The sequence below is a fragment of the Roseibium sp. 10G30-5 genome (assembly GCF_055809635.1).
In genome coordinates, this window is the sequence record NZ_CM147918.1 from 3,529,738 (window position 1) to 3,556,323 (window position 26,586).

22 protein-coding genes, 1 tRNA gene and 7 pseudogenes are annotated in these 26,586 nt (G+C 57.0%); 16 read left to right on the forward strand and 14 right to left on the reverse strand.

The genetic code is table 11. From position 1 onward, the window contains the following. Positions 1 to 25: 25 nt before the first annotated feature. The 5 genes and pseudogenes from ribD (at position 26) to thiL (ending at position 3,929) form a co-directional block, all read left to right on the forward strand. Positions 26 to 1,171 carry a bifunctional diaminohydroxyphosphoribosylaminopyrimidine deaminase/5-amino-6-(5-phosphoribosylamino)uracil reductase RibD gene (gene ribD / locus AC0L7U_RS17860; protein WP_473692628.1) on the forward strand — a complete coding sequence of 382 codons (1,146 nt, stop codon included), beginning with the start codon at positions 26 to 28 and terminating at the stop codon, positions 1,169 to 1,171. A 6-nt stretch (positions 1,172 to 1,177) separates the two neighbouring features. Continuing rightward, positions 1,178 to 1,793, forward strand: a pseudogene (locus tag AC0L7U_RS17865) (riboflavin synthase). Positions 1,794 to 1,944: 151 nt separating this feature from the next. Next, positions 1,945 to 2,394: a 6,7-dimethyl-8-ribityllumazine synthase gene (gene ribH / locus AC0L7U_RS17870; RefSeq protein ID WP_473692630.1), complete on the forward strand. Its 450-nt coding sequence runs from the start codon at positions 1,945 to 1,947 to the stop codon at positions 2,392 to 2,394. A gap of 6 nt (positions 2,395 to 2,400) precedes the next feature. Further along, the gene (nusB, locus tag AC0L7U_RS17875) at positions 2,401 to 2,928 is read left to right on the forward strand and encodes a transcription antitermination factor NusB (RefSeq protein WP_473692632.1); all 528 of its coding nucleotides are present in this window, start codon (positions 2,401 to 2,403) and stop codon (positions 2,926 to 2,928) included. Between the two features lie 2 nt (positions 2,929 to 2,930). Continuing rightward, the gene (thiL, locus tag AC0L7U_RS17880; RefSeq protein ID WP_473692634.1) at positions 2,931 to 3,929 is read left to right on the forward strand and encodes a thiamine-phosphate kinase; all 999 of its coding nucleotides are present in this window, start codon (positions 2,931 to 2,933) and stop codon (positions 3,927 to 3,929) included. A gap of 111 nt (positions 3,930 to 4,040) precedes the next feature. Here the strand turns inward: thiL and AC0L7U_RS17885 are convergent, their stop codons facing one another. Beyond that, positions 4,041 to 4,478, reverse strand: coding sequence for an outer membrane protein assembly factor BamE (locus AC0L7U_RS17885; protein WP_473692636.1), 438 nt, complete (start codon positions 4,476 to 4,478; stop codon positions 4,041 to 4,043). A 114-nt stretch (positions 4,479 to 4,592) separates the two neighbouring features. Here AC0L7U_RS17885 and AC0L7U_RS17890 point away from each other — a divergent pair, with 114 nt between their 5' ends. The 6 genes and pseudogenes from AC0L7U_RS17890 to AC0L7U_RS17915 all read left to right on the forward strand — a co-directional run bounded on the left by AC0L7U_RS17890 (position 4,593) and on the right by AC0L7U_RS17915 (position 9,134). Further along, entirely contained in the window at positions 4,593 to 5,135 is a 543-nt protein-coding gene (locus tag AC0L7U_RS17890) for a ubiquinol-cytochrome C chaperone family protein (protein ID WP_473692638.1), read from the forward strand. A gap of 27 nt (positions 5,136 to 5,162) precedes the next feature. Then, positions 5,163 to 5,732: a YceD family protein gene (locus tag AC0L7U_RS17895; RefSeq protein ID WP_473692640.1), complete on the forward strand. Its 570-nt coding sequence runs from the start codon at positions 5,163 to 5,165 to the stop codon at positions 5,730 to 5,732. A 148-nt stretch (positions 5,733 to 5,880) separates the two neighbouring features. Then, positions 5,881 to 6,941: pseudogene (gene plsX / locus AC0L7U_RS17900) on the forward strand (phosphate acyltransferase PlsX). 3 nt (positions 6,942 to 6,944) lie between these two features. Beyond that, a complete protein-coding gene (locus tag AC0L7U_RS17905; protein WP_473692642.1) occupies positions 6,945 to 7,922 on the forward strand; it encodes a beta-ketoacyl-ACP synthase III in 978 nt (325 codons plus the stop codon). A 137-nt stretch (positions 7,923 to 8,059) separates the two neighbouring features. After that, on the forward strand, positions 8,060 to 8,365 hold the full coding sequence (locus AC0L7U_RS17910) for an integration host factor subunit alpha (RefSeq protein ID WP_473692644.1): 306 nt from the start codon (positions 8,060 to 8,062) through the stop codon (positions 8,363 to 8,365). A 28-nt stretch (positions 8,366 to 8,393) separates the two neighbouring features. Continuing rightward, positions 8,394 to 9,134 carry a MerR family transcriptional regulator gene (locus AC0L7U_RS17915; protein ID WP_473692646.1) on the forward strand — a complete coding sequence of 247 codons (741 nt, stop codon included), beginning with the start codon at positions 8,394 to 8,396 and terminating at the stop codon, positions 9,132 to 9,134. 234 nt (positions 9,135 to 9,368) lie between these two features. On the opposite strand, the gene AC0L7U_RS17920 is transcribed toward AC0L7U_RS17915, so the two are convergent. The 5 genes from AC0L7U_RS17920 to AC0L7U_RS17940 all read right to left on the reverse strand — a co-directional run bounded on the left by AC0L7U_RS17920 (position 9,369) and on the right by AC0L7U_RS17940 (position 14,361). Continuing rightward, positions 9,369 to 9,445 (reverse strand) — tRNA-Pro (locus AC0L7U_RS17920). 11 nt (positions 9,446 to 9,456) lie between these two features. Then, a complete protein-coding gene (locus tag AC0L7U_RS17925; protein WP_473692648.1) occupies positions 9,457 to 10,770 on the reverse strand; it encodes an O-antigen ligase family protein in 1,314 nt (437 codons plus the stop codon). Next, on the reverse strand, positions 10,767 to 11,894 hold the full coding sequence (locus tag AC0L7U_RS17930) for an undecaprenyl-phosphate glucose phosphotransferase (RefSeq protein WP_473692650.1): 1,128 nt from the start codon (positions 11,892 to 11,894) through the stop codon (positions 10,767 to 10,769). The genes AC0L7U_RS17925 and AC0L7U_RS17930 overlap by 4 nt, the downstream gene beginning before the upstream one ends. Positions 11,895 to 12,467: 573 nt before the next feature. After that, a complete protein-coding gene (locus AC0L7U_RS17935; RefSeq protein WP_473692652.1) occupies positions 12,468 to 13,601 on the reverse strand; it encodes a glycosyltransferase family 4 protein in 1,134 nt (377 codons plus the stop codon). A 199-nt stretch (positions 13,602 to 13,800) separates the two neighbouring features. After that, entirely contained in the window at positions 13,801 to 14,361 is a 561-nt protein-coding gene (locus AC0L7U_RS17940) for a polysaccharide biosynthesis/export family protein (RefSeq protein WP_473692653.1), read from the reverse strand. A gap of 200 nt (positions 14,362 to 14,561) precedes the next feature. On the opposite strand from AC0L7U_RS17940, the gene AC0L7U_RS17945 reads away from it, so the two are divergent. The 3 genes from AC0L7U_RS17945 to AC0L7U_RS17955 are packed head-to-tail and all read left to right on the forward strand — an operon-like array spanning position 14,562 to position 17,155. Continuing rightward, positions 14,562 to 14,816, forward strand: a complete 255-nt coding sequence (locus AC0L7U_RS17945; RefSeq protein WP_473692655.1) for a Wzz/FepE/Etk N-terminal domain-containing protein — start codon at positions 14,562 to 14,564, stop codon at positions 14,814 to 14,816. After that, a complete protein-coding gene (locus AC0L7U_RS17950; RefSeq protein WP_473692657.1) occupies positions 14,797 to 16,053 on the forward strand; it encodes a GumC family protein in 1,257 nt (418 codons plus the stop codon). Before AC0L7U_RS17945 ends, AC0L7U_RS17950 begins: the two co-directional genes overlap by 20 nt. After that, positions 16,004 to 17,155, forward strand: a complete 1,152-nt coding sequence (locus tag AC0L7U_RS17955; RefSeq protein ID WP_473692659.1) for a hypothetical protein — start codon at positions 16,004 to 16,006, stop codon at positions 17,153 to 17,155. The genes AC0L7U_RS17950 and AC0L7U_RS17955 overlap by 50 nt, the downstream gene beginning before the upstream one ends. Before the next feature lie 84 nt (positions 17,156 to 17,239). Here the strand turns inward: AC0L7U_RS17955 and AC0L7U_RS17960 are convergent, their stop codons facing one another. The 3 genes and pseudogenes from AC0L7U_RS17960 to AC0L7U_RS17970 all read right to left on the reverse strand — a co-directional run bounded on the left by AC0L7U_RS17960 (position 17,240) and on the right by AC0L7U_RS17970 (position 19,049). Further along, complete coding sequence (locus AC0L7U_RS17960; RefSeq protein WP_473692661.1) at positions 17,240 to 17,629, reverse strand: GNAT family N-acetyltransferase; 390 nt, start codon at positions 17,627 to 17,629, stop codon at positions 17,240 to 17,242. A 112-nt stretch (positions 17,630 to 17,741) separates the two neighbouring features. Then, positions 17,742 to 18,368: pseudogene (locus AC0L7U_RS17965) on the reverse strand (GNAT family N-acetyltransferase); the annotation flags it as partial. 411 nt (positions 18,369 to 18,779) lie between these two features. Next, positions 18,780 to 19,049: a DUF2842 domain-containing protein gene (locus AC0L7U_RS17970; protein ID WP_473692662.1), complete on the reverse strand. Its 270-nt coding sequence runs from the start codon at positions 19,047 to 19,049 to the stop codon at positions 18,780 to 18,782. A 312-nt stretch (positions 19,050 to 19,361) separates the two neighbouring features. On the opposite strand from AC0L7U_RS17970, the pseudogene AC0L7U_RS17975 reads away from it, so the two are divergent. Then, a pseudogene (locus AC0L7U_RS17975) lies at positions 19,362 to 20,379 on the forward strand (COX15/CtaA family protein). Positions 20,380 to 20,535: 156 nt separating this feature from the next. Here the strand turns inward: AC0L7U_RS17975 and AC0L7U_RS17980 are convergent. The 4 genes and pseudogenes from AC0L7U_RS17980 to AC0L7U_RS17995 form a co-directional block, all read right to left on the reverse strand. Continuing rightward, positions 20,536 to 21,778: pseudogene (locus tag AC0L7U_RS17980) on the reverse strand (saccharopine dehydrogenase family protein). 124 nt (positions 21,779 to 21,902) lie between these two features. Then, positions 21,903 to 22,998, reverse strand: a pseudogene (gene nspC, locus AC0L7U_RS17985) (carboxynorspermidine decarboxylase). 207 nt (positions 22,999 to 23,205) lie between these two features. Then, a complete protein-coding gene (gene alaE / locus AC0L7U_RS17990; protein WP_473692663.1) occupies positions 23,206 to 23,613 on the reverse strand; it encodes an L-alanine exporter AlaE in 408 nt (135 codons plus the stop codon). A 55-nt stretch (positions 23,614 to 23,668) separates the two neighbouring features. After that, entirely contained in the window at positions 23,669 to 24,511 is an 843-nt protein-coding gene (locus AC0L7U_RS17995) for an urea carboxylase-associated family protein (protein WP_473692664.1), read from the reverse strand. Positions 24,512 to 24,874: 363 nt separating this feature from the next. Here AC0L7U_RS17995 and AC0L7U_RS18000 point away from each other — a divergent pair, with 363 nt between their 5' ends. Further along, positions 24,875 to 25,084 carry a cold-shock protein gene (locus AC0L7U_RS18000; RefSeq protein WP_473692665.1) on the forward strand — a complete coding sequence of 70 codons (210 nt, stop codon included), beginning with the start codon at positions 24,875 to 24,877 and terminating at the stop codon, positions 25,082 to 25,084. Between the two features lie 119 nt (positions 25,085 to 25,203). On the opposite strand, the pseudogene AC0L7U_RS18005 reads toward AC0L7U_RS18000, so the two are convergent. Continuing rightward, a pseudogene (locus AC0L7U_RS18005) lies at positions 25,204 to 26,222 on the reverse strand (LLM class flavin-dependent oxidoreductase). Positions 26,223 to 26,586: the final 364 nt, after the last annotated feature.

Sequence of the window (26,586 nt, forward strand, 5' to 3'; positions counted from 1 at the left end):
CAGGGCCATGCAAACAGTTTCTCCCATGACAGCGATGTCGTCGGCACAGCAGGCGGCAATCGACCAGCGTTTCATGCAGGCTGCGGTGCGGCTGTCGCGGCGAGGGCTTGGATATGTCTGGCCGAACCCCTCCGTTGGTGCGCTGATTGTGCAGCCGGATGCGGCGGGCGGCCTGCCTGTCATCGTCGGGCGCGGCGTGACCGCGCGTCCAGGCAGTGCCCATGCCGAGGTCAATGCCCTGCGTCAGGCCGGAGAATTGGCGCGCGGAGCAACTTGTTACGTGACGCTTGAACCGTGTTCCCATTTCGGCCGAACGCCGCCCTGTGCTCTGGCCTTGAAGGAGGCGGGCGTTACCCGCGTCGTCGTTGGCTTGCGTGATCCCAATCCGCGCGTGGCCGGTCGCGGCATCGCCATACTTCGCGAAGCCGGGATCGAGGTCGTCGACGGTGTGGAGACGGCGGCCTGTCTCGATGCTAATCTGGGGTTCGTCCGTCGCATGACGCGGATGCAGCCGATGGTTTTTTTGAAACTGGCAGTCTCACCCGACGGAGCCATTGGCGCCAAAGGACAGGGGCAGGTTGCGATTACCGGGCCAGAAGCCAAGCGTATGGTGTACAGCCAGAGAGCAAGCTACGACGCCATTCTCATCGGCATTGGTACGGCGGTGGCAGATGATCCGGAACTGACATGTCGTTTGCCAGGGCTGGAGGGACGTTCGCCGGTGCGCGTTGTGCTGGACACAGAGGCGCGATTGCCGCTGGACAGCAAGTTGGTGCGTACGGCACGTGAGACACCGGTATGGTGCATCGTCTCCAATGGTGCATCCGCGAAGCGCACGGGGCCGCTGCAAAAGGCCGGTGTGGAGATCATTCGCGTCATGGAGTTGTCTGATGGGTTGGCGCCGGACGCTGTTTTGTCAGCGCTTGGCTTTCGGGGGGTCACCCGGTTGATGCTTGAAGGGGGCGCGCATGTCGCAGCCTCTTTCTGGAAGGCTAATCTGGTGGATGAACTCTGCCTGCTTCATGGCAACAAGGCGTTGGGCGCGGATGGGGTTCCGGCATTTGCCGACCTGCCACTTGAGCTTGTGCGATCAAACCCCATGTATCGCATCAAGGAAACAGGTCGGGCGGGCGCCAACCGATTTGAAATTCTGACCCGGCGCGGAGTGTGATTGCCTATGTTTACCGGCATTGTAACAGATCAGGGCAAGATCCTGAAAATCGAGAAGATTCCGGCCGGGCAGCGCACGCGCATCGCCACCGCCTATGATGTTGATGGCATTGATATTGGGGCCTCCATCGCCTGCGGTGGTCCATGCCACACGGTTACGGCCAAGGGCCATCTTGACGATGGGCAGGCGTGGTTCGAAATTGAATCGGCCAGTGAAACGCTGAAGTTGACCACTGTTGGCTCTTGGAAGGAAGGCGAAACGCTGAACCTGGAGCGATCACTGACGATGGGAGCGGAACTCGGCGGGCATCTGGTGCTTGGCCATGTGGACGGAATGGCCAAACTGGTCAAGCGGGTCGAGCATCCCGACAGTGTCTATTTGCAGTTTGAAGCGCCACGTGCACTGGCCCCCTTTATTGCCAAGAAGGGCTCTGTCGCCCTGGATGGAACATCGCTGACGGTCAACGAGGCCGAAGGGACCTTGTTCTCGGTTTTTCTGATTCCGCACACCCTGTCGGTTACCACCTGTGGGGCAGCGTGGGGAAGGCGATCTGATCAATCTGGAAGTCGACATGATGGCTCGTTACGTATCTAGGCTTGCGGAGTTTGCCCACGAGGCTTAACTGATACGGAAAGCTTGATTGCTTCTGTTTTGGGAAGCGCATTTACCAGACAAACATTTTCTCCCCAGCCGCGGCGGGGACGAAGCAAAACCTGCTGGACAAATGGTCGGCGGCATGTTTCCTGTCGCCTTCCCAACCAAAGAGATAAACCATGACCTCAGCTGCGAAGATACTGATTATCGAAGCGCGCTTTTACGGTGATATTGCCGATGCCCTCGCAGAGGGTGCGATTGAGGTTCTGGAGGAGGCGGGAGCCTCTTATGATCGCATTGAGGTGCCCGGCGTTCTGGAAATTCCGGCGGCGCTGTCGATGGCCCTCACGGCGATGGAAAACGATGGCACGCTGTATGATGGGTATGTGCTTTTGGGTTGCGTCATTCGCGGCGAAACCAGCCATTACGATATTGTGGCCAATGAATCGGCTCGCGTCATCATGGACCTGATCGTTGATGCGGACCTGGCCGTCGGCAATGGCATTCAGACCGTCGAGAACAGTGTTCAGGCATGGGCGCGTGCCAACAAGACCGACAAGAACAAAGGTGGCCAAGCCGCGCAGACCGCGCTGCACATGGTTGCCTTGAAAGAAAAGCTTGGAGTGTAACCAGCCATGACCGAGAAGGTCGATCGCCAGCGCGAGGGCGGACAGACTGTGCGTCCTGCCAACAAACGCGGAGTTGCCCGCCTTGGTGCCGTTCAGGCATTGTATCAGATGGACGTTGGAGAAGCGGCTCTGGACGATGTCATCGGTGAGTTCACAGCCTTCCGTCTTGGCAAGGAGTTGGATGGCGAGCAGTACCGCGAAGCTGATGAGCAGTGGTTCAAGGACATCGTGCGTGGAGTCGTGGAAGATCAGCGGTTGATTGACCCCTTCATTCACAAGGCGCTGGCCGAAGACTGGCCCTTGCGCCGCATCGACAGCCTGTTGCGTGCCGTTCTGCGTTCGGGAGCCTTTGAGCTTCTGCGCCGCAAGGATGTTCCGCCACGTGTGATTATTTCCGAATACATCGACGTGACCAAAGCCTTTTTTGAGGGCGATGAACCGGGTCTGGTCAATGGGGTTCTCGACAGGCTGGCGCATGACCTTCGCAGTCAGGAGCTGGGAACCACCGAGGCGGCCAAGTCTGGTGGAGACTGACCATGGCCGACACACGGCCGGGTGAGTTTGAACTGATCGGGCGTTTTCTGGCGCCCTTGGCAAGTGATCCGGGCAGCGTTGGCCTCAAGGATGATGCCACCGTCTATACGCCGACGGAAGGCTGCGAGCTGGTTCTGACCAAGGACATGCTCGCTGCCGACGTTCATTTCTTTTCGGATGATCCCCCTGAAGCGATCGCTGCCAAGGCGTTGCGTGTCAATCTGTCGGATCTTGCCGCCAAGGGCGCGCGTCCGCGTGCCTATTTGCTGGGGCTGGGGCTTGCCGATGACTGGACCAGCGAATGGGTCGAGCGCTTTTGCTGTGGCCTCAAGGGTGATCAGGCAGCTTTTGATGTGGTGCTCGTGGGAGGAGATACGATCCGCTCCGGGCAGAACATGCAGATTTCCCTCACAGCCCTGGGCGAGGTTCCCAAAGGCCAAGCCGTGCGCCGCGGTGGCGCGCGCATTGGCGACCGGATCTATGTGTCTGGAACCATAGGCGATGCCGCGCTCGGATTGAAACTACGCCTTGATTTGAGACTTGCAGAAGAGCTGGGCTTGAGCGAGGTGGAAAGCCGTCATGCTCTCGATCGCTATCTGTTGCCTGCGCCCAAGGTTAATCTTGCACCGGCGTTGCGTGATCATGCCAACGCGGCCATGGATGTATCGGATGGGCTTGTGGCCGATGCCCGACATATGGCCGAAGCCTCAGGTGCAGATGTGGAAATCGACCTGGCAAGCGTACCGCTCTCGGCTGCGATGCAGCACCTCAAGGACCTGGATCTCTCGCTGTTTCGCCAATGCCTCACAGGTGGTGATGACTATGAGATCCTTGCGAGTATCCCTGAGAACGCCTGCGCTGCATTTGAAGCTGCCGCACAACAGATGCGATGCCCGGTCGTGCGGATTGGCGCCGTGGTTGAAGGCGAGGGCGTGGTTCGCCTGCTCGAAGACGGCAAGCCTCTGCCAGCGGAGAGCCTCAAAGGGTTTACGCATTTCTGAGTTTTGGTTTGGCGGTTTGACCCGTGTCTTTGGACCGCTCTGAATACTAAAAAAGGACGTCACTTCAGGAGAAATGACGTCCTTTTTTGTGCTTGCAGAGATGTAGTGAGCTTACAGGCCCATCGTCGGCTTGGTCGCGCCCTTGAGGATCTGCGACAGGAAGCCGTAATCCTGACCGCCGGTGCGGGTCTTGCGGTCGATGTAATCGAAGACCTTGCCGTCTTTCAGGCCATAGTTGGCGATATTCTTTACGAAGCCCTTGTCGTCGAAGTAGATGGCAACAACGCGCTGCTCGACGATTTTCGGCTTGAGGAAGGCGGTCGTCTCGCTTTTCTGCGAGATATAATAATAGGCATCACCGCCCAGAGTGGACGTCGTCGACGGTGATCCGAGCACCAGTTCGATCTGTTCTTTGCTGGATCCGACCTCGACCTGAGAGAGCATGTCCTGCGTGATGATATGCCCATGCGTGTATGACGTGGTGAAACAGCCACCCAGCGGCAGGGCGAGAAGAAGCGGAATAAGAACGGCTTGCGTCTTGAGTTTCATGCGTATCTTCCTGTGTGGCCGCGAGACTGTTCGGCCTTTAGACAATATCATTCCTTGGCAAATTCCCTATCGTGGGATACGCCTCAAGGCAATACCAAGTGTGAGGGAGAGGCAATGGTATTCCGTCTGTTTCGGCGTAAATCACGAAAGAACGAGTATGCGATCTATACGCAAATCGTGACTCAGGCGCGGCAACCTCAATTTTATCAAATTCTTGGTGTCCCTGACACGCTTGATGGTCGCTTCGACATGATCGTGGCGCATGCCATCGTTTTTTTTGCGCGTCTCAGGGGAGAAACGCGGCAGATGGCAGAGTTTGGTCAGCAGGTTTTTGATCTTTTCTTCCATGATATGGACGCAAGCCTGCGCCAGATGGGCGTCAGTGATGTCGGTGTCCCCAAGAAGATCAAAGTTATGGGAGAGGTCTTTTACGGACGTGCCGATGCCTATATGACGGCGATTGATGCCAATGACCGTGAGGCCCTTGCGCAAGCCATGAAACGGAATGTCTTTGCAGACGTTGAAGGAATGGATGGCCCTCAGGCACTTGCCGACTATCTGATGAAAGCGCAAAAGTGTTTGCAGGACCAGCCGAGTGAGGCGATTTGCAAAGGTATACTGACTTTCCCCGAGCCGCCTGCAACAGTGCAGGCATGATGCGACGAGGACAATAAACAGAAGAAAATGACGAAAGCAGCTTTTCCATACAAACATATTCTTCGTGCCACATCAGTCGGCAATCAGCCGTTGGACGTGACCTTGAAGCCAGACGCAGAAACGCTTGAGCGTATCGCGCAGGCCTATCAGGTCGATGGCGTTGAAACGCTGGTCGCGGACCTTGAAATCACGCCCTGGCGTAAGGACGGCTTGCGCGTCAAGGGAACGCTGAACGTGATCCTGCGCCAGATCTGCATCGTCACGCTTGAGCCGTTTTCACAGTCCTTTACTGATGAGATAGATCGCACGTTCGAGCCTTATTCAACCCGCCGTCGCCAGCCCAGGGATATTAATGACGAAGGCGAGATCGAGATCGAATTGGAATCGCTTGATCCGCCCGATGTCATTGTCGACAACCAGCTGGATCTGGGGGGCGTGGTGTGTGAACAGCTCGCGCTGAACATTGACCTCTTTCCCCGCAAGCCGGGCGTCGAATTTGCAGATCACATCGAGAGTGATGGCGAAGAAGAGCTTGAAAGTGGCGAAGAAAGCCCCTTTGCAGCGCTTTCCCGGTTGAAAGACACGTCGAAAGATTAAAAGAGTCACATGTTTGATGAAAACGGTTGTTTCAAAGAGTGGACGCGCTATGTTCGCCACCTGTTTCAATCGGCAGTTTGGCCCCGGAAAACAGACCGGGAACTCAGCAAACAGTGGCTAAGGCAAGGGACTTCTTAAAGACCTCTCTATGGCGAAAACCATTTCAATTTCTCTCGATGTGATGGGCGGCGACTACGGCGCGGAGGTTGTTCTCCCCGGCGCCGAAATTGCTTTGATCCGTCATCCGGATATCCACTTCCTGCTCTTCGGCAAGGAAGATGTCGTGAAACCGCTTCTGGACAAATATCCTCGGGTGCGCGATGCCTCGACGTTCGAACATTGTGAAGTGTCGATCGGGATGGATGCCAAGCCGAGTGCAGGCTGTTGCGCTAGGGCCGCAAGCACTCCAGCATGTGGCGTGCGGTGCAGGCTGTCCGCGACGAAGAGGCCATGGTTGCCGTGTCTGCGGGCAATACTGGTGCACTGATGGCCATGTCGAAATTCTGCCTGCGCACGATTGCCAATATCGAGCGCCCCGCAATTGCGGCCATCTGGCCAACAGTGCGCGGTGAATCCGTTGTGCTTGATGTCGGCGCGACTATTGGCGCAGATGCGCAGCAGCTCATTGATTTTGCCATTCTGGGCGGGGCAATGGCGCGTGCGCTGTTTGGCACGGAACGCCCCAAGGTCGGGCTTCTTAATATCGGCGAAGAAGAAATCAAGGGGCAGGACGAGGTTCGCACGGCGGGACGTCTGCTGCGTGAATCCGACCTGCCGACGATTGAATATTGTGGCTTTGTCGAGGGCGATTCCATTGGCTAGGGCGAAGTCGACGTTGTGGTGACAGAAGGTTACGCCGGCAACATTGCCCTGAAGACGGCAGAAGGCACTGCCAAGCAGATTGGCGGCTATCTGCGCGCTGCCCTGAAGCGGACCTTCATGTCGCGTCTGGGTTATATTCTGGCGCGTGGTGCCTTTGAACGGTTGCGGGAGAAGCTGGATCCGAGCAAGGTCAATGGCGGCGTTTTCCTCGGCCTCAACGGGATCGTGATCAAGAGCCACGGCGGCACCGATGCAGAAGGCTTCGCCGCCGCCATCGATCTGGCCTATGACATGGCCAAGAACGAACTGAAGAAAAAGATCGCACATGATCTTGTCAATTATCATAGTGGTCAGCACGCCCCGGGTGTGACGACCTCGGAAGGGTGATTTGTGAGCGTGATTCGTTCGACTATTATCGGCTGCGGCGGCTATTTGCCGGCGAAATGCCTGACCAATGATGATCTTGCAAAGATCGTGGACACCTCCGACGAGTGGATTGTGCAGCGCACCGGCATTGAGCAGCGTCATATCGCCGCCGATGGCGAATTGACATCTGATCTGGCTTATGAAGCGGCCAAGGCCGCTCTCGAAAACGCCGGGATTGATGCTCAGGATATTGATCTGATCATCCTTGCGACCGCTACTCCGGACAATACGTTTCCAGCCACCGCTGTCACCGTTCAGGCCAAGCTTGGCATTCACCATGGTGCGGCATTCGACATGCAAGCCGTGTGTTCGGGGTTTGTCTATGCATTGACAACGGCCGATGCTTATCTGCGCGGTGGCCTGGCAAAACGCGCTCTGGTGATTGGCGCCGAGACGTTTTCCCGCATTCTTGACTGGGAAGATCGTACAACCTGCGTGCTGTTCGGTGATGGCGCCGGAGCGGTTGTTCTTGAAGCGCAGGAAGGCGAGGGGACCACGGCGGATCGCGGTGTCCTGACCTGTCATTTGCGCTCGGATGGCCAGCACCGCGACAAGCTTTATGTCGATGGTGGTCCGTCCTCAACGCAGACAGCCGGTCACGTGCGCATGGAAGGCCGAGAAGTCTTCAAGCATGCCGTTGGCATGATCACGGATGTGATCGTTGATGCTTTTGCGGCAACAGGCCTAAATGCGGACGATCTGGACTGGTTCGTTCCACATCAGGCCAACAAGCGAATTATCGATGCAAGCGCACGCAAGCTCAACATTCCCATGGAAAAAGTTGTGATGACGGTGCCCAAGCATGGCAACACCTCTGCGGCGTCCATCCCGCTTGCGTTGAACGAAGCTGTGCGGGATGGCCGCGTTAACAAGGGACAACTGGTCCTTCTGGAAGCCATGGGCGGAGGCTTCACTTGGGGGTCCGTGTTGGTACGAATGTAATGCCAGCAGGGAAACTGGAAAAGATTACGTGACGTAAGAGTAGGTGTTGACCCCTTTTCAAAGAGGCAATACCGTGCTTGTATATTTAAAGTTCTCTTGCATTTTCAGTCAGATCGCAGTGTCGGCGAGGAGAGATTATGGGAAACAAGACCGTTACGCGTGCAGATCTTTGTGAAGCCGTTTACCAAAAGGTTGGGCTGTCACGCACGGAATCGTCTGAATTGGTCGAACGGGTTCTCTCCGAGATCTCCGAATGTTTGCTGACAGGCGAGTCGGTCAAACTATCGTCCTTCGGTTCGTTTGTGGTCCGCTCCAAGGGCGAGCGCATTGGCCGTAACCCGAAAACGGGTGAGGAAGTGCCGATTTCCCCACGTCGTGTCATGGTTTTCAAGCCGAGCAACGTCCTCAAGCAGCACATCAATGACGCTCTCAGCGTCTCCTGATTGAAGCAAACGGATCAGGAGTGGTGCGATGAGTGGCCCGGACAAGAGCCCGGACGCTTTCAGAACGATCAGCGAGGTTGCGGAGGATCTGGATCTTCCGCAACACGTTCTTCGTTTCTGGGAAACGCGCTTTTCTCAGATCAAGCCGCTAAAACGCGGCGGCGGTCGTCGGTATTATCGCCCAGACGATGTTGAGTTGCTGCGCGGCATTCGTCATCTTCTCTACAGTGAAGGCTACACCATCAAAGGTGTGCAACGGATCCTGAAAGAGCAGGGGCCGCGCTTCGTCATGCAAATCTGGCGGGCAACGGATGGCGTGCCTGTGGCGTTGCTACAGCCTGACGGCGAGCTCCGCCGTGTGGGTGGTGCCTCGGATTCACGATCGCGCAGCAGTGAGGGACATCTCTCGGCGTCTCCGACACGACGCGAATCGCAGTCCCAATCGGCTGCGCATCCACAGCAATTGTCACCGGCACTTGTTACCTCGCCAGAGATGGCGCAAACAGCGGCGCGCCCCTCGGCCTTGGCCGATCAGGGGGCACCACTGGTTGAAGAAGCAGAACTTGCTGTCATCCCGCGCGACGTTTTGCCGGATGATGAGGCTGATGAGCGGCACACATCTGGTCCCTCTCGGTTTATCGAGCGCTTCTGGGCGGACAAAGACGGTGGTAAACCTGCGCCGAAACTGTCTCAGGAAGACCACGATCGGTTGCAGAACACGCTCTTCGAGCTGCTGGAATGCAAGCGCATTTTAGATCAGGTGAGCTAACGCGCAGGCGCGGCTTTTTGACGACGCTCTCAACAGATCAAGCTGACCTGGGACATGCCTTGTGGCAGAACAGTCAGGGCATGGCCTCTCATGCCAATGCGCCAGTATCGCATGGAATTGTTGTCTCGTTGGATACTGTCGCTTAAGCTGTTTCAAGATCAATGGCGCGTTGCAGGCGCCGGATCGTTTCTGAGCAACGCTGTCGGCTCAACCGATATAAATCTTTGAAATGATTGGTCGGGCAGGCCGGATTCGAACCGACGACCCCTTCACCCCCAGTGAAGTGCGCTACCAGACTGCGCTACTGCCCGTTGCCGCCTTCCTAGCGGTTTCCGGTTGAAAGTGCAAGCCGATCTGCGGGTCCTGTCGGCAAGTTCTTGTGGGTGATCCGGCGCTTTTGTTCAAGCCTGTTGGCAGCAATGAAGCCCTGGACGAGGCCAAAGATCATATAGTAATGTCGCCAGTGATCTGTGTCGATGATGCAGCTCAACAGGACGTGGGCAATCAGCACTGCGAACACCCCTTGTACGAAGGGCGTCCATGGTCGCTTTTGAAAGGTGAGAGGGAACAGACGGGCGACGGTCCAGCCCACCAGCAGCAGGTAGGTCAGTCCGCCCAGCCAGCCGTAGGTGGTGAAACCTTTCAGGTAGGTATTGTGCTCGTCTTCGCCGAAGATATGCGAGAACTCCCGCGGGCCAAGGCCCAGTGGCTTGTCCATCACCATTTCAAAGCCGATGGAATAGCGGGCGAACCGCCCAAGACGTGATCCATCGTAGGATTGCACCAGCTTGGCGCGTTGCTGGAACATCTGATCGACGCTACCGATGGACAGAATGCCGCCGATCAGCAGACAGATACTGAGGAAGCCGGCAAGTCCCAATCCCACCAGTCGCATGCGCTTCAGGCTGTGGCGTTCGTTCCAAAGTGTCAGCACGTAGACGACCAGCGCCGAGACGGTCAGCACCATCCATGCGCCGCGCGAGAAGCTCAGGAACAGCCCCAGAACGATGATGAAAAGCGGCAACCACAGCCGGAGGGTCTTGGCGATTGGGTTGGTCAGAATGCGCTTGATGATCAGAACGGCGGGAAGTGCCAGAAATGGTCCATAGACGTTGGGATCTTGAAACGTGCCCATCGCGCGGCCGTAGCGCGTCAGGGCGCCTGCGCCGGGGAAGAGATGGAAGTAGCCAGCAATTCCGGACAGCGCCACGATGACGGCTGTGACGATATAGGCTTTTTCGATAATGCGGCTGCGCTCGGGCTTGTCGGCGATGATGGCGGCAAAAAACACCGCCGTGATCGCAAGAAAGGCCGAGATGATTATGTATTGGATCGCCTCGCTCAAACCGCCTGCGCTGACTTGCGGGATGGAGGCGATGCCCCCGGCGATATAAAGCATCAGGCAAACGAGAAGCGGGCCGAACTCTGGTCTGATCTTGAGTCCGGCCATCAGCCAGACGGTCAGCAGTCCAGTCATAAAGAATTCATAAGGGGCGGGCTGATAGCGCACAAAGCCGGAGAGAAAGATGGCAAACCACAGGGCCGCATTCGCAAGGCTGGACACGCGGATCAGCTTGCGGGGCGGCTGCGCCTTGGCGCGGCTGTGCGATATGCTCTCCTCCAGACCAGCGTTCAATAGGCGTTCTCCGTGTTCAGCAGACAGAACGGCGTCATCAGCAGGATCTTGAGGTCGAACAGCACTGACCAGTTTTCGATATAATAGACGTCGAATTCCACCCGTTTCTGGATTTTCTCCGGCTTGTCGACCTCGCCGCGCCAGCCATTGACCTGTGCCCAGCCGGTGACGCCGGGGCGCACCTTGTGGCGGGCAAAGTAGCCATCTACCACCAGATCCCAGGTGTTGTTGTCCGTGTGGGCGTTGACGGCATGTGGGCGCGGTCCCACCAACGACAGAGACCCTTTCAGCACGTTGACGAGCTGGGGCAATTCGTCAATGGAGCTCTTACGGATGAATCGGCCAACACGGGTGACCCGGGGATCGCCTTTTGTCACCACCTTGGCAGCCGCGGCATCGGCCATGTCATGATACATCGAGCGGAATTTCAGAACATCGATGATTTCATTGTTGAAGCCATACCGCTTTTGGCGAAACAGCACAGGCCCCTTGCTGTCCATGCGGATGGCAAGGGCTGCTCCCAGCATGACTGGTGACAGCAGGACGAGGAACAGCGATGCGAAGATGATGTCGAAGCCGCGTTTCAGGACGGAGTCCCAGTCGGCAATCGGGCGCTCCTGAACATCGACGAAAGGCACTGTGCCATCGAAGGACGCGCCACGGTCACGAAACTGCGCGTTGCCGCTGTGGGCGGCCAGACGAATATCGACGGGCAGCACCCACAGGCGTTTCATCAACTGGGTCACACGGGTTTCGGCGCGCAAGGGAATGCAGACGAGCAGCATGTCGAGTCGCGCCTTGCGGCCAAACAACACAAGATCGGCGACAGTGCCAAGCTTGGGGTAGCCGGAGACAATTGCCGGAGACCGGTCATTGTTGCGGTCATCGAAAATGCCACAGATGCGGATGTCATTGTCGGGCTGACTGGTGATCTCTTCAATGAGATCGGCTGCGGCCTGACCTCCGCCAACGATGATTGCTCGCCGTTCCAGGCGGCCAATGCGCGTCCAGCGCCGTACCAGTAAATAGGTCAGGAACCGCGCGCCAATCAGGCAGACAAGCGTTGTCAGGAACCAATTGTCGGTCCATGCGCGTGGCAGGCCAGAGGCTATGTTCAGTGTCAAGTGCAATGTGATCACTGCGGCAAAGGCAATGGACCAAGGCAATGGCGATGCGCAGGAATTGGCCGATATTGCGTCGCATGACAGAGACATTATAGACATCGGCAGCCTGAAACAGGATGACGGCAAACACACTTGCCAGGACGAAGCTGACGAGTTGTGAGCTGTCGAAGGCGGTGCGGGCGACCAGATCCGAAGCAAAGCAGCCGAGTGCGATACAAAGAAGATCGACCAGCCGCAATGTCCCGGTGAGCACTGGTATGGAGACGCCGTTGTCGGACAGTGTTTCGGCTGCCTTCAACGCGGCATCAGACAGACGTGCCGACCCGGTTTCATGAGCAGGCGTCGTAGATGAAAAACGGGCGCCTTCTGTTGCGCCAGATGTGGGCCGTGCCTTGTCATTCAGCTTGCCAGAGGTCGGCGCATCCGATGACGCAGAACGGAGCGCCTCCTTTGCTTCTGAAGCAAGGAAAGTGCTGCGCTCGTTCAAATCTCCACGATCATCTAGAATTTCGGTCATCGCTCTTTTCAATAATTTGCGGCAAGCCTCAGACATCTCGTTTGAGGGATTACCATTTAGATACGGTTAGCTGCCCCGGATTTGCGACTGGAAAGCTGGTAGAGAGACAGAATGTTGTTTGACATGGTTACCGCCGAGAAGGCTTCCCGGAGGTGGGCTTGCAGTTCAAGCGTACGGGCTTGCGTTTGGGCTGGCTGGCTTACCGTTTCCCTCAGGGCGGTTGCCAGTGCTTCAACGTTGTCGGGGGGCACCAGCGCGGGGTGATGGTGCCCGAAGATTTCCGGTATCCCGCCAACCCGTGTGGCGATGACAGGCATCCCGGCGGCCAATCCTTCCAGCACGATATAGGGCAGGGACTCAGATCTGGAGGGCACGACGAGACATCTCCCAAGCGGAAAAGCTGTAAGCGCAGACAGAACCCCTTCGAAGGATATGATGTCATTCAGACCCAGTGTCTCGACCTGATCACGAAAGATCTGTTCGTCCGGGCCTTCTCCGACAATTCGCAGACGGGGCACGTCGGTGCGTGGCATTTGCCGGGTCAACAGATGAATGGCGTTGATCAGCACATCGACCCCTTTGAGCTTGCGCAATGTGCCAATGAACAAGAACTCCGTCGCTGTTGCATCTGGTGCCACGGGGGCAAACTCTGCTTCCTGCAAGCCGTTGTAAACGATCCTGTAGGGGGCTTTTGGTGTGCATACTTTGGCTTTGAATGTATCGGCCTCGTATTTGCAAACGAAGGCGAAACCGTCGGTCATGCGGGCCAGAAGCCGCTCAAGGGTGAAGTAGATTCTACCGGGCAGGCTGGCCGTGTCGTAATGCAGGCTGCCACCGTGCGGGCAATAGATGCGTGTCACCGCCGAGCCGCGCAGGCGCAGGAACGAGCCGATCGCGCGTGAAAAAGCACCACCCTTTGCCCCGTGGCCATGCAGTACGTCGGGTTTGAGGTCCCGAACATGGCGATACAGCGCCAGTCCGGCCTGAATATCGCGGGGGGTCAATCGACGTTGCATGGGAAAACGGGCGAGGCCCAACGCCAGATGAGGGCGCAGTTCATTCAGAATAGCTTCATCGAAGGAGGATCCGCTGGTGTTGTCACACACAAGCCCGACCAGATGGCCTGCGCAGGCCTGCTCAATAGCAAGATCCTTGATGTGCCGCATGGCGCCGCCAACGGGTGCACGCACACAATGAATTATCCTATAGGAACCTTGGGACACCTGCATTCTCCTGAGACGCAACGGAGCAAAACCGCCCTTCTGCGTAACTGACAGATGCCACTCTACCTCTGTTAAATGAGTCACCGGTTAATTCGACAATACTGCCTACGAACAAATACGTGTCACATGGCATTTTTGTCGATGTCGATTTGTCCCTTGGGCGGGATCAGAAATACCGTTCCTTGACGTAGATCGTGTCACCGGGCTGCACCGTTACGGACGTTGGCACCTGAGCGCTGACATCCTTGCCATGGATCTGGCGGGTGATCTGCACGCTGGTCTGACGAGCCCTGGTGCCAAAACCACCGGCGGTTGCAATGGCACTTTGTACGGTCATGCCTGCAACATAGGTATATTGACCGGCGCTTTGCACTTCGCCCATGACGAAGATGGGGCGATACTGAACCACCTCAACGGAAACATTGGGGTTTTTCAGGAAACCACGACGCAGCTTCGAGGCAATGACACGTGCCAGTTGTGGCGGGGTCTTGCCGCGAGCAGGAACGGTTCCGATCAGCGGGAAGGCAATGGAGCCAGCCTGATCAACAATATAGGTGTTCGACAAATCCTGTTGGCCGTAGACAATGATCCTCAGCTGATCATTTGAGTCCAGCGTGTAAGATTGGGTTGGTGTCTGATGAAAGCCCGCAGGAGGGCGAACCGAACTGCTGACGCAGGCGGACAGAATGAGGCAACTCAATGCGATTGTAAAAACACGACCAAACATGAACTTTCTCCGGCAACACAATGCAGAGATTGCCAAGTTATGGTTAAGCACTGATGAAGAGGTGCGGAATTGCTAAAGATTATCCTTGTCAAACCATGCATCCGAAAAAATGCCGCATTGGAGCACCTGATCGCGCGCTGCTTAACCCAACACTTACCATAGGTGGAGATAATAACGGCAAGCACAGTGGAGAGTACCGTATGAACGCCCGTCACACCGCAAACTATGATGAGGACATGGCTTTGGATCTGGCCGGTCTGATCAGGATATTGCTGCGCGCGATGGTCTGGCTCATTCCACTTACGGTTGTTGTCGGAATTGGCGTCTTCATTGCCCTGCAATTTGTGGCACCACAGTACAAGGGGTCTGCTCGGGTTCTGATTGAGACAAGTCAGGCGGATCTGCCAGGAGAGTTGCGGGGCGCGGAAGAAGAACGTGCCATTCTCGATTCCTGAAGGCGTTGGCTCGCAGGTGCAATTGCTCAAGTCGGCGGATCTCGGTTTGCGGGTCATTCACAAGCTGGGGCTTCAGGACGAGCCGGAATTCAACACGCCAGACACATCGCTGATGCGCAAGGTGCGTGGCTGGCTTGGCATCACCACTGATCTGGATGATGCGACGCCGGAAGATCGGGCACTGAAGCATTATTTCAAGAAGTTGCAGGTGTACCGGGTCGAGGGGTCGCGCGTTATCGCGGTCGATTACTCATCGTCAAACCCGAAGAAAGCGGCGTTGGTCGCCAACACGATCCTGAGCGAATATCTGGCCCTGCAATCGGGGGCCAAGCGCAATACGAATGAATTTGCCGCTACGGCCCTAGCTCCGCAGATCAAGCGGATGAAAAAGGAAGTCGCAGACGCCCGCAAGGCGGAAGAAGACTTCCGTGCCAAGGCTGATCTGCTTCTGGGATCCAACAACAGGCCATTGAACCAGCAGCAGCTATCCGAAATCAGCACCGAGTATTCCAGCGCTCAGGCTTCGGCAGCTGAGGCAGAGGCAAAGGCTGGATTGGTGCGCAAGCTTCTGGGCTCCGATGATGGGCTTGAAAGCGCCACCGACGTTCTGAATTCGCCTCTCATCCAGCGGCTGCGCGAGCGGGAGGCCGATGTGCAGACGCGAATCGCCGAGCTCTCGACTACGTTGCTGCCGTCTCATCCTCAGGTCAGGGCGCTGAAGTCCCAGTTGGCTGACTACCGACGCTTGATCCGCAATGAAGCACGTAAGGTTCTGGTCGGGCTGGAAAACGATGCGCAGCTTGCCCGGCAGCAGATGCAGGACGTCAAGGGTCGGCTTGATGCGACCAAGCAGGACGTCAGCAAGACCAATTCGGACCAGATTCGGCTTGAAGCGCTGCAGCGCGAGGCAACTGTCAAGGAACGTCAACTCGACGCGCTGATCAACAGCTACCGCGATGCAGAGACCCGACTGCGGGCCCGCACGCTGCCAGCCGATGCGCGGATCATCTCCAGCGCCAATGTGCCTGACGAACCCTATTCGCCGCGGATCCTGCCCATCACCATTATCGCGGCACTGGCCACGTTGATGCTTGGCAGTGCGATGGTCATCATGCGGGCTTTTCTGCGCGCTGATGTGCTGCATCCAGTCGCGCGTGCAGATACCCGGTCGGATTTTTCTGACGCTCATGAGCCTGAGTGCAGATTACGCCGCATTGGCGCCAGGGGGATGGCGTGAGCCGTCTCTTCCCGGTGGTCCGGATCCCTTTTCGGATCGCCGGATTGAACAGCGTCCGGATTTGTCGGATTCTCCGACTTTGACAGATCCACAGTCGGGCAATCTGCCTGAGCCAGAGACCGACCGTGCGCCTTTCGCATCTTGGAAAGAAGAGAATGCCGTCTATGAAAAGGCGGATACGCCAGTGCCTCTTGGACACGACGACGGAGATGTTGCGGCGCGTCAGTCGGTAGATGAAATGCCATCAGACCGCGATGTTGTCGAACCTGCGCAGGTCAAGGAGGTTGCTGGTGAGCAAGCACACGATCAGATACACGCCGAGGAAAACGGCACGCCCGCAGTGAACCTTTTCAATCTGGATGGGGATCGGCTGGAGGCTGGGGCGCTTGCTGCGGCACAGGCCGGGTCTGAGCATAAGGTCCGCACGTCCACCGGGGCGGGGCGCGCGCGCAAGGTCTCTATGCCACCGCTGTCTTTCAGCGATGAGGATGAGGCGGACGAGGCGAGGGAAACCGTCATCGTGCTCGGGGTGGATGAATCTGACCATCCGCACCGCAAGGCGCTGGAATTGGTGCGTCAGGCGGCGGATCAGGGCGCTAAAGCTCTGTTGCTGGAAGTCTATCCTGAGCGCAGCCAACCGGATGCGCCAGTCGGCTTTTCGGATCTTGTGGCGGGGCATACAACCTTTTCAAAGATCATCTCGCCAGACAGCAGCTCTGCCGCCCATCTCATACAAGCCGGTTCGGTGGCTTTGGGTGACAGTCTTGCCAGCAGTGAGCGCTTTACCATGGCGTTGGAAACGATCTCCGGCATCTATGATTTTCTGGTGGTGGATCTGGGCAATATTGATGGCACACAGGCCAGTGCCAATATGCTCAAAATCGCCGATACCATTTATCTGATGGCCGAGAACATGGATGATGATGTTGATCTGAAAAGCACAGCCGAGTTGCTTCAGGACAGCACGGGCGCCAAGGTGCAGATCGTTGGAGCCTTTGTCGCCGCACGCGCAATGCCGGCGGAAGAGCAGGTCGCACCGGACAAGGCGCGCGATAAAACCCGAACCACCGGGTCGCTGCTGCGCAAGATCCTCGGATCCTGAACTGCCTGCGTCGAACTCCGTTTCAATGCAAGATGGATGGTTGGAGGATCGCACGCGTCTTTCAGTGTGCGGCGCTCTCCACACTCAAAGCGAGCGCTGGCGGGCAACCCGTCGAGCACGGATTTTGCGGACCAACGGCCACAGTCGTTTCGAATTTCGAATGTTTTTCTTGAGACGCTGCTTGAGCTCCAGAAGAGCGAGATAGAAGTGCCCACGTAGCGACACGGCCACCATGCTGTCCCAAAGCGTCAAAGGACGGGACCAATGGTGCTTATAGCGCTCGTCGCCAATGCCGAGATCAACCTGGGTCAGGCGCGGATCGTCGCACGCCTGCTGGACCAGCGCCTTCAACAGGACAACGCCGGGGCTTTGGGCTGTCAAGTCGTCGTGAGAGATGCTGTTGGCATAGAGCGCCAGCGCGCCGGGCTGGCGGATCTTCAGGTAGGTCGCGCGGATCTGGCCGCCAATTTCCAAGGCATGAGATCGTCAGCAAGGGTTGGCTTTGTTGCGGATGAGCGTCATTTAGCCCCAGAAGAGTCTCCAGAAAGAGCCGACAGGACGGACCGGAGAAACCTGAGGGAATACCGGTCTGTTGTTGGCGCAGTTGGCGCTGTGCCAGCATGGCCTCAAAGGCGCGCCGTACATCGTCAGGTGTGCTGGCGTCCACGATCCGGAAGCCCTCAAGGGCTTGCAGCGCGTGTTCCTTGCGGTTGAGTTTCTTGCGTGAGTCCTTCTTGACCGACTGGCGGTAGTGCGCCTCGAAATCTGACGACAACGTACCAACCAGCAAGGGGTTGGGGCTAGGTACTCCGGATTTGTAAATGAGCGGGTTGGCCATGCCATCCAGCGCGGCAGGCAGGTTGGCCAAATGCATGACATCGGCGCCAAGGTCTGAGGCAACCTCTTTCAGCAAAGCCCGAAACAGACGACCATCAATCAGCGGTAGGCTGTTCTTACGCCAGATGCCGCCATTCATGTTGGTCATCGGCTGACCGCAAAATTGCAGAACAGTTGCGCCATGCGTCTTGTGCAAGGTCAGGGGCAGCAGCCCGGCCAGCTCTCCGCGCCAGTAAATGGCAAGCGGAAGAAAGCTGTCGCGCGTATTATCGCCCAGCACCTGAGTGCCATGTCTGACACCACTCGGGTTCCTGATAGGGCGAGACGAACAGGTCCTGAAATGCCAATGCATTGCGACAGTCTGCAAAGGCGTCATGAGTATCGCAGCGCTGGAGCGTCAATTCGCCACTGCGTGACGTCCATCGGGAATCCAGAGCGGAAGGCCGTATAGTATCGAGCAAAAGACCCTTAGAAGTTTCCTCAAGGGAATCTGCCACATTCGCCCCCAAAAACTTTGTAATCGTGCTCATTTAAAAAAGAACTCAGTAAACGACGTACCGATGACTGCGTCGATGAAAAACAAGGACCGTGAAATATACTAGGGTCAAAAAATGAAGGAAAAGTTCGAGACGGATTAATTCCGGACGACCTCAGACGCAATTGTAACAGCATCATGGGATGGGCAGAGAGCCATCGCAAGCCTTGATGTGTGGAGTTCCCCATGCTGCGAAACGAACTTCGGTCTTGTGGCGGGCAGGTTTTCAACTGTCGGAGAGGGGGATGGTCGTCAGCGGGGCAGGTCTTGCGCGTTTGCGCCACTCTCGGTCTCGAGGCGATTGCTCTTGCGTTTCAGCGACAGCCCGTGCTCGGTCCACCAGATGATCGCCCCAGCCGGTATCACCCAGACCAGCCCGGCCACGAGAAAGAAGCCGAAGCGGGTCGCACCAGAGGCCGATTGCAGGGTAATATCGCCAATCACCATGGCCACCAATGCATAGACAACGACAAAGCTGACCAGTGCGATCATCCCGATGAATTTGCGCATTGATCTCGACATGCTGAAACCTCTCTCAAGGTGCGACACTTTCGCACATCTGCTATTCTTCCAGATCGTTCACCCCACCCTATCTCAATATGAGTTGCGCTGGCGAGAGGGTCGGTCAAGCTTTCGGGGGCAGAGCATTTTCATGCAATGCTGCGGGGCGCTCGCCTGCCACGCACTTGTGCCTTGCACGGCAGCCCGTTAAATGCGTGGCAAGACGAAAACAAGAGAGACGCCATGTCCGACACATCACAGGTTCAGCCAACGACCACCGCCGCGCCGCCGTCCGCAGTGTCAGCCGAAGCGCGCATCTTGCGCAATCGGACGATGATCCGCTGGTGGCTGTATGTGATCTGCGCGATGATCATGGCCATGGTCGTCGTTGGCGGGGCTACCAGTACTGACGGAATCGGGCCTCTCGATCACAGAATGGAAGCCGATCCACGGTGTTATTCCACCTTTGAACCCTGCCGAGTGGCAGGAGGAGTTCGCCAAATACAAGCAGATCCCGCAGTATGAGGCGGTTCATGCCGGGATGACATTGCAGGGGTTCAAATACATCTTCTTCTGGGAGTGGAGCCACAGACTGCTGGGACGCCTTATCGGCGTGGTGTTCTTCGTGCCGTTGCTGGTGTTCTGGCTGCGCGGGCAGGTGGAACCCTGGTTGAAGCCGCGCCTTGCCGTCGGCCTTGTGCTTGGCGGCATTCAAGGTGGTATCGGGTGGTGGATGGTGGCCTCCGGTCTCGTCAACCGGACGGAAGTCAGCCAATACCGTCTGGCCATTCATCTGACATTCGCCTGTCTGATCTTCACTTATCTGTTCTGGCTGGCCCGTCGCCTGTCGCCGCGCGCTGCGCCGGACCTTCAAGAGGCTGCAAGACTGCGCCCACTTGCCTGGGGCTTCGTGATCCTGGTGCCATGCCAGATCTTTCTTGGCGGCTTGGTCGCCGGTTTGCGGGCAGGGTATACGTTTAATACCTTACCGTTGATGGACGGGCAGATCGTCCCGGATGGCTTGCTGGTGATGTCGCCACTGTGGCGAAACTTCTTTGAAAATCCGATGGAAGTGCAGTTTCAGCACCGGATGGTTGCCTATCTCATCTGCCTTGTGGCGCTTGTCGTCTTCTGGGCCTGCAATCAGGTCAGCCGGTCTCGCATCATTCTGATGCCGGCCTATCGCTTGCTGCTTTTGGTGATGGTGCAGGTGGTGCTGGGCATCAGCACGCTTTTAACGCACGTCCGGCTTGATCTGGCGCTGCTGCATCAGTTCGTCGCGGTTCTTGTGCTGGCTCAGGCGGTAGACTTCATCACCGCGCTTAAAGGTCCGTATTCGATCAGAACATGAAGAGTTTGAATCAGCCTTTCAGAGATTGGCCTCAAGCGATTCATTTGATTCAGAAAATTGTGGCAGTGCGCCCCCCCATGGCGGCGCTGCCCGGACAAGAAAAAAGCCTCGAAGCAGATGCTCCGAGGCTTTTGACTGAGATCGAGACGAGGGCTCTTACGAGAAGTGCAACTCTCGCTCGCCCTGTTCATCCTTGATGTAGGTCTGCAGACCGATGTTGTTGAGGATATGCAGGAAAGGCTTCGGGTTCAGCTCTTCGACATTGACCATTGTCTTTGCGTCCCATTCGCCTGAGGCCACCAGAATGGCAGCGGCAACCGGCGGAACGCCTGCGGTATAGGAAATGCCTTGCGAGCCGACTTCCTCAAACGCTTCCTTGTGGTCGGCAACGTTGTAAATGAAGACCTCTGCTGGTTCGTCGTTTTTGGTGCCCTTGACGAAATCACCAATGCAGGTCTTGCCAGTGTAGTTCGGGGCCAGAGACGAAGGATCCGGCAAGACAGCCTTGACCACCTTCAGCGGCACAACTTCTCCACCGTCAGCCAACTTGACGGGCTGCTCGGACAAGAGGCCGAGGTTCTTCAGCACGGTGAAGACGTTGATGTAATGCTCGCCGAAGCCCATCCAGAAGCGCACGTTGGGCGATCCCATGGTCTTTGACAGGGAGTGCACTTCATCATGGCCACTCATGTAGGCCATCTGCTTGCCGACGACCGGCAGATCGAACTCATGCCCGACCTCAAACATCTTGTTCTCTGTCCAGGCTGTTGTTCTGCCAGGCGTACACAGTGCCGGTGAACTCGCGGAAGTTGATTTCCGGGTCGAAGTTGGTGGCAAAATACTTGCCATGTGATCCGGCATTGATGTCGACGATGTCGATATCGGAGATGGTGTCGACGTAATCGTCCTTGGCAAGGCGCGCATAGGCATTGACGACGCCCGGATCAAAGCCTGCTCCCAGAATGGCGGTGACACCTTTTTCTGCGCATTCGGCGCGACGCTTCCATTCGTAGTTGGCATACCAGGGCGGCGTCTCGCAGATCTTCTCCGGCTCTTCATGGATGGCTGTGTCGATATAGGCCACGCCGGTTTGCAGGCAGGCCTCCAGCACCGACATGTTGAGAAAGGCCGTACCAACATTGATGACGATCTGGACGCCGGTTGTCTTGATCAGAGCCACGGTGTCTGCCACCTGCATGGCATCGAGCTGGTGCGCTTCCAGAACGCCGTCCTGCTTCAGGTTGCCCTTGTCGCGGATGGTTTCGATGATGTGGTCGCATTTCGACCGGGTGCGTGATGCAATGTGGATGTCGCCGAGCACATCATTGTTTTGAGCGCATTTGTGGGCGACCACCTGTGCGACGCCGCCAGCGCCGATGATCAGCACGTTCTTCTTCATGAGATGAAACCCTCCGGTTGGTGCAGCCTTGCGCAGTCATCTCGAGCGAGGCTTGCGCTATCTACAAGAAACAAAGGTAAAGGCATGGCCCACCGGGCCGCCGCCTTGGTGTATAAACAGAGGTTTACGACAGGCTGTTTACATAGTCGTTGTAATCGAAGTCGCGCACCTGCCGGATGCTGCCGTCTTCTTCACGAATGGCAATGGCCGGCATCTTGACGCCGTTGAACCAGTTCTTCTTGACCATCGTATAGCCTGCTGCGTCCTTGATGGACAAACGGTCGCCGACCTTGACGGGGGCCTCGAAGTGGAATTCCCCGAAAATATCGCCCGCCAGACAGCTCTTGCCACAGATCATCACCGGGTAGGCACCGGTGTTGGGTTCGATCTTGGCGCTCTCGCGGTAAATCAACAGATCCAGCATATGCGCTTCGATGGAGGAATCGACGATGGCCAGGTCCTTGCCGTTGTTCAGCGTGTCCAGCACGCTGACTTCCAGCGAGGCCGCGCCCGTGATCGCCGCTTCGCCCGGCTCCAGATAGACCTGAATGTCGTAGTCTTCGGCAAAGCTTTTCAGGCGTGCTGCAAGTTTTTCCAGCGGATAGCCTTCTCCGGTAAAATGGATGCCGCCGCCGAGGCTGACCCAACTCATCTGCCTGATGAGGGCGCCAAACCGGTCTTCGATCAGGGTCAGCATTTCATTGAAGCGGTCGAAATCGGCATTTTCACAATTGTTGTGAAACATGAAGCCGGAGACCTTGTCGAGCACTGTTTCGATGCGGCTGGGATCATGCTCGCCCAGACGCGAGAAAGGCCGTGCCGGGTCTGCCAGATCAAAGCCCGAGGTGGACACTTGCGGATTGACACGCAAGCCGCGTGTCTTGCCGTTGGACTGGGCTTCGAAACGGTCAAGCTGACTGATGGAATTGAAAATGACCTTGTCGCAATTGGCGAGCACATCGGCGATCTCGTCGTCGCCATAGGCCACCGAGTAGGCATGGGTTTCCTTGCCGAATTTCTCGTAGCCAAGCTTGACCTCATAGAGTGACGAGGATGTTGTGCCATCCATATACTCGCGCATCAGGTCAAAGACCGACCATGTGGCAAAGCATTTAAGCGCCAGAAGCGATTTGGCCCCGGAGTGCTCACGCAGCCAGGCTGATCTTTTCCATGTTGGCCTTGAGGCGAGACTTGTCGAGAAGATAGTAGGGCGTTTTCATGAAGCTCAAGCCTTTCAGCAAATCAACCAAGGCGAACCGGCAGGCAACAAGACATGCGCGCCGCGAACGGGTCTTCTAGCGTTTCCGCGATCCACGTCAAGAGTGCAATGGGTGCTCACAAGGAAGGTATGGTGGCAATGTGTCAGATCAAGGAACATTCAGGAATTGGCTGTGCGTGACATCTGAACCAACAGATGCGGCACCTCGTCACGCCGCGGGCAGGCGCGCAACGCGGCGCATTGCCTCCAGGCAGATGCCAAAGGGACGACTGATAACAACCATCAGCACGGCCGCAGACCCGACAGCCTTTATCATTTCTGCAAGAGAGGCGCCCGCAATCAGCAATGTCACGGCATAGACCGGCACCTGAAACGTGAGAAAGGCGGCAATGTCTGCCAGCGTGGCCTGTAACGCAGTGATTGGCTGCAGGCGGTGAAACAGCCACATGCGCCAGATCCCATAAGGCCGACCGGTGAGCACCATGATAGGGATCATCAGCCCGCGCGCCACCAGCACCTGTTGAACGCTCATGCCAGCAATTACAAGCTCGCTGACCCCGGCCAGCACTGTGAAAAAGACAATCGTCGTGAGCGTATCAACAAGAAAGGATTTCATTCTCTCAGGCTTATGAGACAATCCCGCTGATGTCGAGATCTTCGGGCGTCGTCTTTCAAAGACCGTGGCTGCGGTCGTAGGCGTTGCGGGCAGGCGTGGTCCAGCCGGTTAACGCGTCTGCGGTTGGCTTGAATACCTCCATCAGCATCGGGTGGCAGGCGGCCGTGTCGCTGGAATGTGCTGTGCTGCAATCGCCGCCGGGGCAAGCGCTCATTACCGCCAGAAGATCGATCTCTGCAAAGAGTTCGAGATAATCGCCCGGACGCACGGGGCTGGCTTTCATGAAGTACTGACCGGTCTCGCGGGTAAAGCCGGTGCACATGAAGACGTTCAGCACATCGTGGACAAGGGCTTCGGCCTCGGTGAGGGACAGATTTCTTGCCGAAGCGAGCGCGCGGGTCAGATTTGAATGACAACAGTGATGATAGTCGACGCCATTGAGCACACGACCGGTGTAGGGATCGCAGCGGGTGCCGATCACGTCATGCACAGAGCCGCCGAACTCATCGATGCCGTACCAGTTCAGCGTATCTTCAACCACGGTCGCGATCGGCCGCAGGCTTGGGAAATTTGACCAGAGCTGATCGCCGGTGGTGACATGCGTGCCATGCAGAGCGCGGGTCTTGCCGGAAAAGAAGCGTTCGCTGAGGTCTGCGCTGTTGAAGAGATTGAGATCGCCGACCTGGGGGCCGTCAATGCTGGTGATGCGCAGAAAATGACCGGCAGGCACGTCAATGGCGGCCGCTTCGCGCGGCGCGACAATGCATTCGTCCGTTTTTTCTGTCGTTTCGCGTGCCGCTGTGTATCGGGGCATGTCCGGCTTTGGCAACGTCTCGGTCGGATAACAGATCACCGGGACAACAGCGCGCCGGGCAGCGGCATCTTGGGGAGTGGACATGGCGGATCTCACGAATGGCAGGGTGGAAAAAGGAGCGGGAACACACTGGATGTAGCTAGAGCAGAGTGCCTTTGTTTCCCGTCCGGAGCAAGGGATCCGGCGGTGGCTTGGCGGCAGGATGCGAGAAACATATCCACCGATGAAAGGGCCGATGACGTGTTGGTGAACGGTTTCTGTCCGAGAAAGGTCTTGCTCTAACGCAGGGCAAGGTGTATCAGAACGACATCGATCTTGCTTGACGAACTTTGTTGCCGCGCGTCACAAACGCGCTCATATACGATCTTCCCTATCAATGTCGACCAAATCGCTTGTCGTGGCGTTCATGGCAAGCACTCTATAATGACCGATTGAAAGGGCATCGTTATGACCGTCGGAACAGTTAAGTTTTTCAACACCACCAAGGGCTTCGGCTTCATTCAGCCTGACAACGGCGACGACGACGTTTTCGTCCACATCTCCGCTGTTGAGCGCGCTGGCATGCACTCTCTGACCGAAGGTCAGAAGGTAAGCTTTGAAGTTGTTAAGGACCGCCGTTCGGGCAAGTCCGCTGCGGACAACCTTCAGGAAGCTTAAGGCTCTCCTTTTCGCTGAAGCGACAGGCTTTGCCTGACACCGCATCGCGAAACACGAATTTTAAAAGGCCGGGCATTGCCCGGCCTTTTTTGTGTTCGACCTGTGGGGGAAGCCTGTCCTCAGCGCCAGCCGAGAGCAGGGGCCACGTATTTCAAAATGCTTTCCAGCACATGCACGTTATAGTCAACGCCGAGCTGGTTTGGCACGGTCAACAGAAGTGTGTCGGCTTCTGCAATCGCTTCATCCTGTTGCAATTGTTCGATCAGACGATCGGGTTCATCTGCATAGGAGCGCCCGAAGATGGCTCGGGTATCTTCGATATAGCCGATGTTGTCATTGTCTTGCCCATGGCCGAAATACATGTGGTCCTTGTCGTTCACGAGTGCGAAAATCGACCGGCTGACGGACACGCGCGGTGTGCGGGCATGGCCTGCCTCTTTCCAGGCGGCACGATAGGCGTGGATCTGTCGGGCCTGCTGCACATGAAACGGCTCGCCGGTTTCATCATCTTTCAAGGTTGAACTTTGCAGGTTCATGCCGAGTTTGGCAGCCCATTCGGCCGTCTTGTTGGAGCCAGATCCCCACCAGATACGGTCTTTCAGCGTTGCCGAGTGCGGTTCCAGACGCAAAAGTCCAGGCATGGGTTCGGAAACATTGGATTGGGGTTGGGCTGCGCAAACCCGTCCCCGTCAAGCAGTTGGAAAAACACCTCACCGTGATGGCGTCCCATGTCCGCGTCGCTTTGGCCGTCCTGCGGCTGGTAGCCGAAATAGCGCCATCCTTCGACCACCTGTTCCGGCGAACCGCGCGACAGTCCCAGTTGCAGGCGCCCCTGCGAGATCAGATCCGCAGCACTGGCGTCTTCCACCATGTAGAATGGATTTTCATAACGCATGTCGATGACGCCGGTGCCAATCTCGATGCGATTGGTTCGCGCCCCGACGGCTGCCAGCAACGGAAAGGGCGAGGCGAGCTGGCGGGCAAAGTGATGCACCCGGAAATAGGCACCATCCACGCCCAACTCTTCGGCTGCCACGGCCAGATCAATGGATTGTAACAATGTATCCTGCGCAGAGCGAGTTCCTGACTGGCGCGACGACGACCAGTGCCCGAAGGACAAGAAGCCGATTTTCTTCATTTCAAGACCTGCTTTCAAAGGCGGTATAACCATTTGGCTCTCTTATAATGTGGGAACTCGTGATGGCGCAAACGAGGTCGGTGAACGGTGCGTTCAAGACCACGGACTTGCGGTTCTTCGATCCCGGGTCAGGCCCGGGATGGCGCAGGGGCGTGTGGAAGATCTCCCGGTTGCCTTCGCTTCCCTCATTGCAGGTGACAAACGTGGCGAATATCGGAGGCACAAGCCCGTGAAGAGACACTGCTCATGGGCGAGTTTGTTGTTTCACACGAGGTTTTTGTGAGAGGTGTAATTCCCCTCCAGAACACCACGCGGAGACCTGTTGCCTTGAAGGCTCGGGTCAAGTCTGGACCGGTGCGGTGGG

Coding starts and splice junctions, on each gene's coding strand:
- ribD (WP_473692628.1), top strand. CDS start 26: ATGACAGCGATGTCGTCGGCACAGCAGGCGGCAATCGACCAGCGTTTC.
- ribH (WP_473692630.1), top strand. CDS start 1,945: ATGACCTCAGCTGCGAAGATACTGATTATCGAAGCGCGCTTTTACGGT.
- nusB (WP_473692632.1), top strand. CDS start 2,401: ATGACCGAGAAGGTCGATCGCCAGCGCGAGGGCGGACAGACTGTGCGT.
- thiL (WP_473692634.1), top strand. CDS start 2,931: ATGGCCGACACACGGCCGGGTGAGTTTGAACTGATCGGGCGTTTTCTG.
- AC0L7U_RS17885 (WP_473692636.1), bottom strand. CDS start 4,478: ATGAAACTCAAGACGCAAGCCGTTCTTATTCCGCTTCTTCTCGCCCTG.
- AC0L7U_RS17890 (WP_473692638.1), top strand. CDS start 4,593: ATGGTATTCCGTCTGTTTCGGCGTAAATCACGAAAGAACGAGTATGCG.
- AC0L7U_RS17895 (WP_473692640.1), top strand. CDS start 5,163: ATGACGAAAGCAGCTTTTCCATACAAACATATTCTTCGTGCCACATCA.
- AC0L7U_RS17910 (WP_473692644.1), top strand. CDS start 8,060: ATGGGAAACAAGACCGTTACGCGTGCAGATCTTTGTGAAGCCGTTTAC.
- AC0L7U_RS17915 (WP_473692646.1), top strand. CDS start 8,394: ATGAGTGGCCCGGACAAGAGCCCGGACGCTTTCAGAACGATCAGCGAG.
- AC0L7U_RS17940 (WP_473692653.1), bottom strand. CDS start 14,361: ATGTTTGGTCGTGTTTTTACAATCGCATTGAGTTGCCTCATTCTGTCC.
- AC0L7U_RS17945 (WP_473692655.1), top strand. CDS start 14,562: ATGAACGCCCGTCACACCGCAAACTATGATGAGGACATGGCTTTGGAT.
- AC0L7U_RS17955 (WP_473692659.1), top strand. CDS start 16,004: ATGAGCCTGAGTGCAGATTACGCCGCATTGGCGCCAGGGGGATGGCGT.
- AC0L7U_RS17970 (WP_473692662.1), bottom strand. CDS start 19,049: ATGTCGAGATCAATGCGCAAATTCATCGGGATGATCGCACTGGTCAGC.
- alaE (WP_473692663.1), bottom strand. CDS start 23,613: ATGAAATCCTTTCTTGTTGATACGCTCACGACGATTGTCTTTTTCACA.
- AC0L7U_RS17995 (WP_473692664.1), bottom strand. CDS start 24,511: ATGTCCACTCCCCAAGATGCCGCTGCCCGGCGCGCTGTTGTCCCGGTG.
- AC0L7U_RS18000 (WP_473692665.1), top strand. CDS start 24,875: ATGACCGTCGGAACAGTTAAGTTTTTCAACACCACCAAGGGCTTCGGC.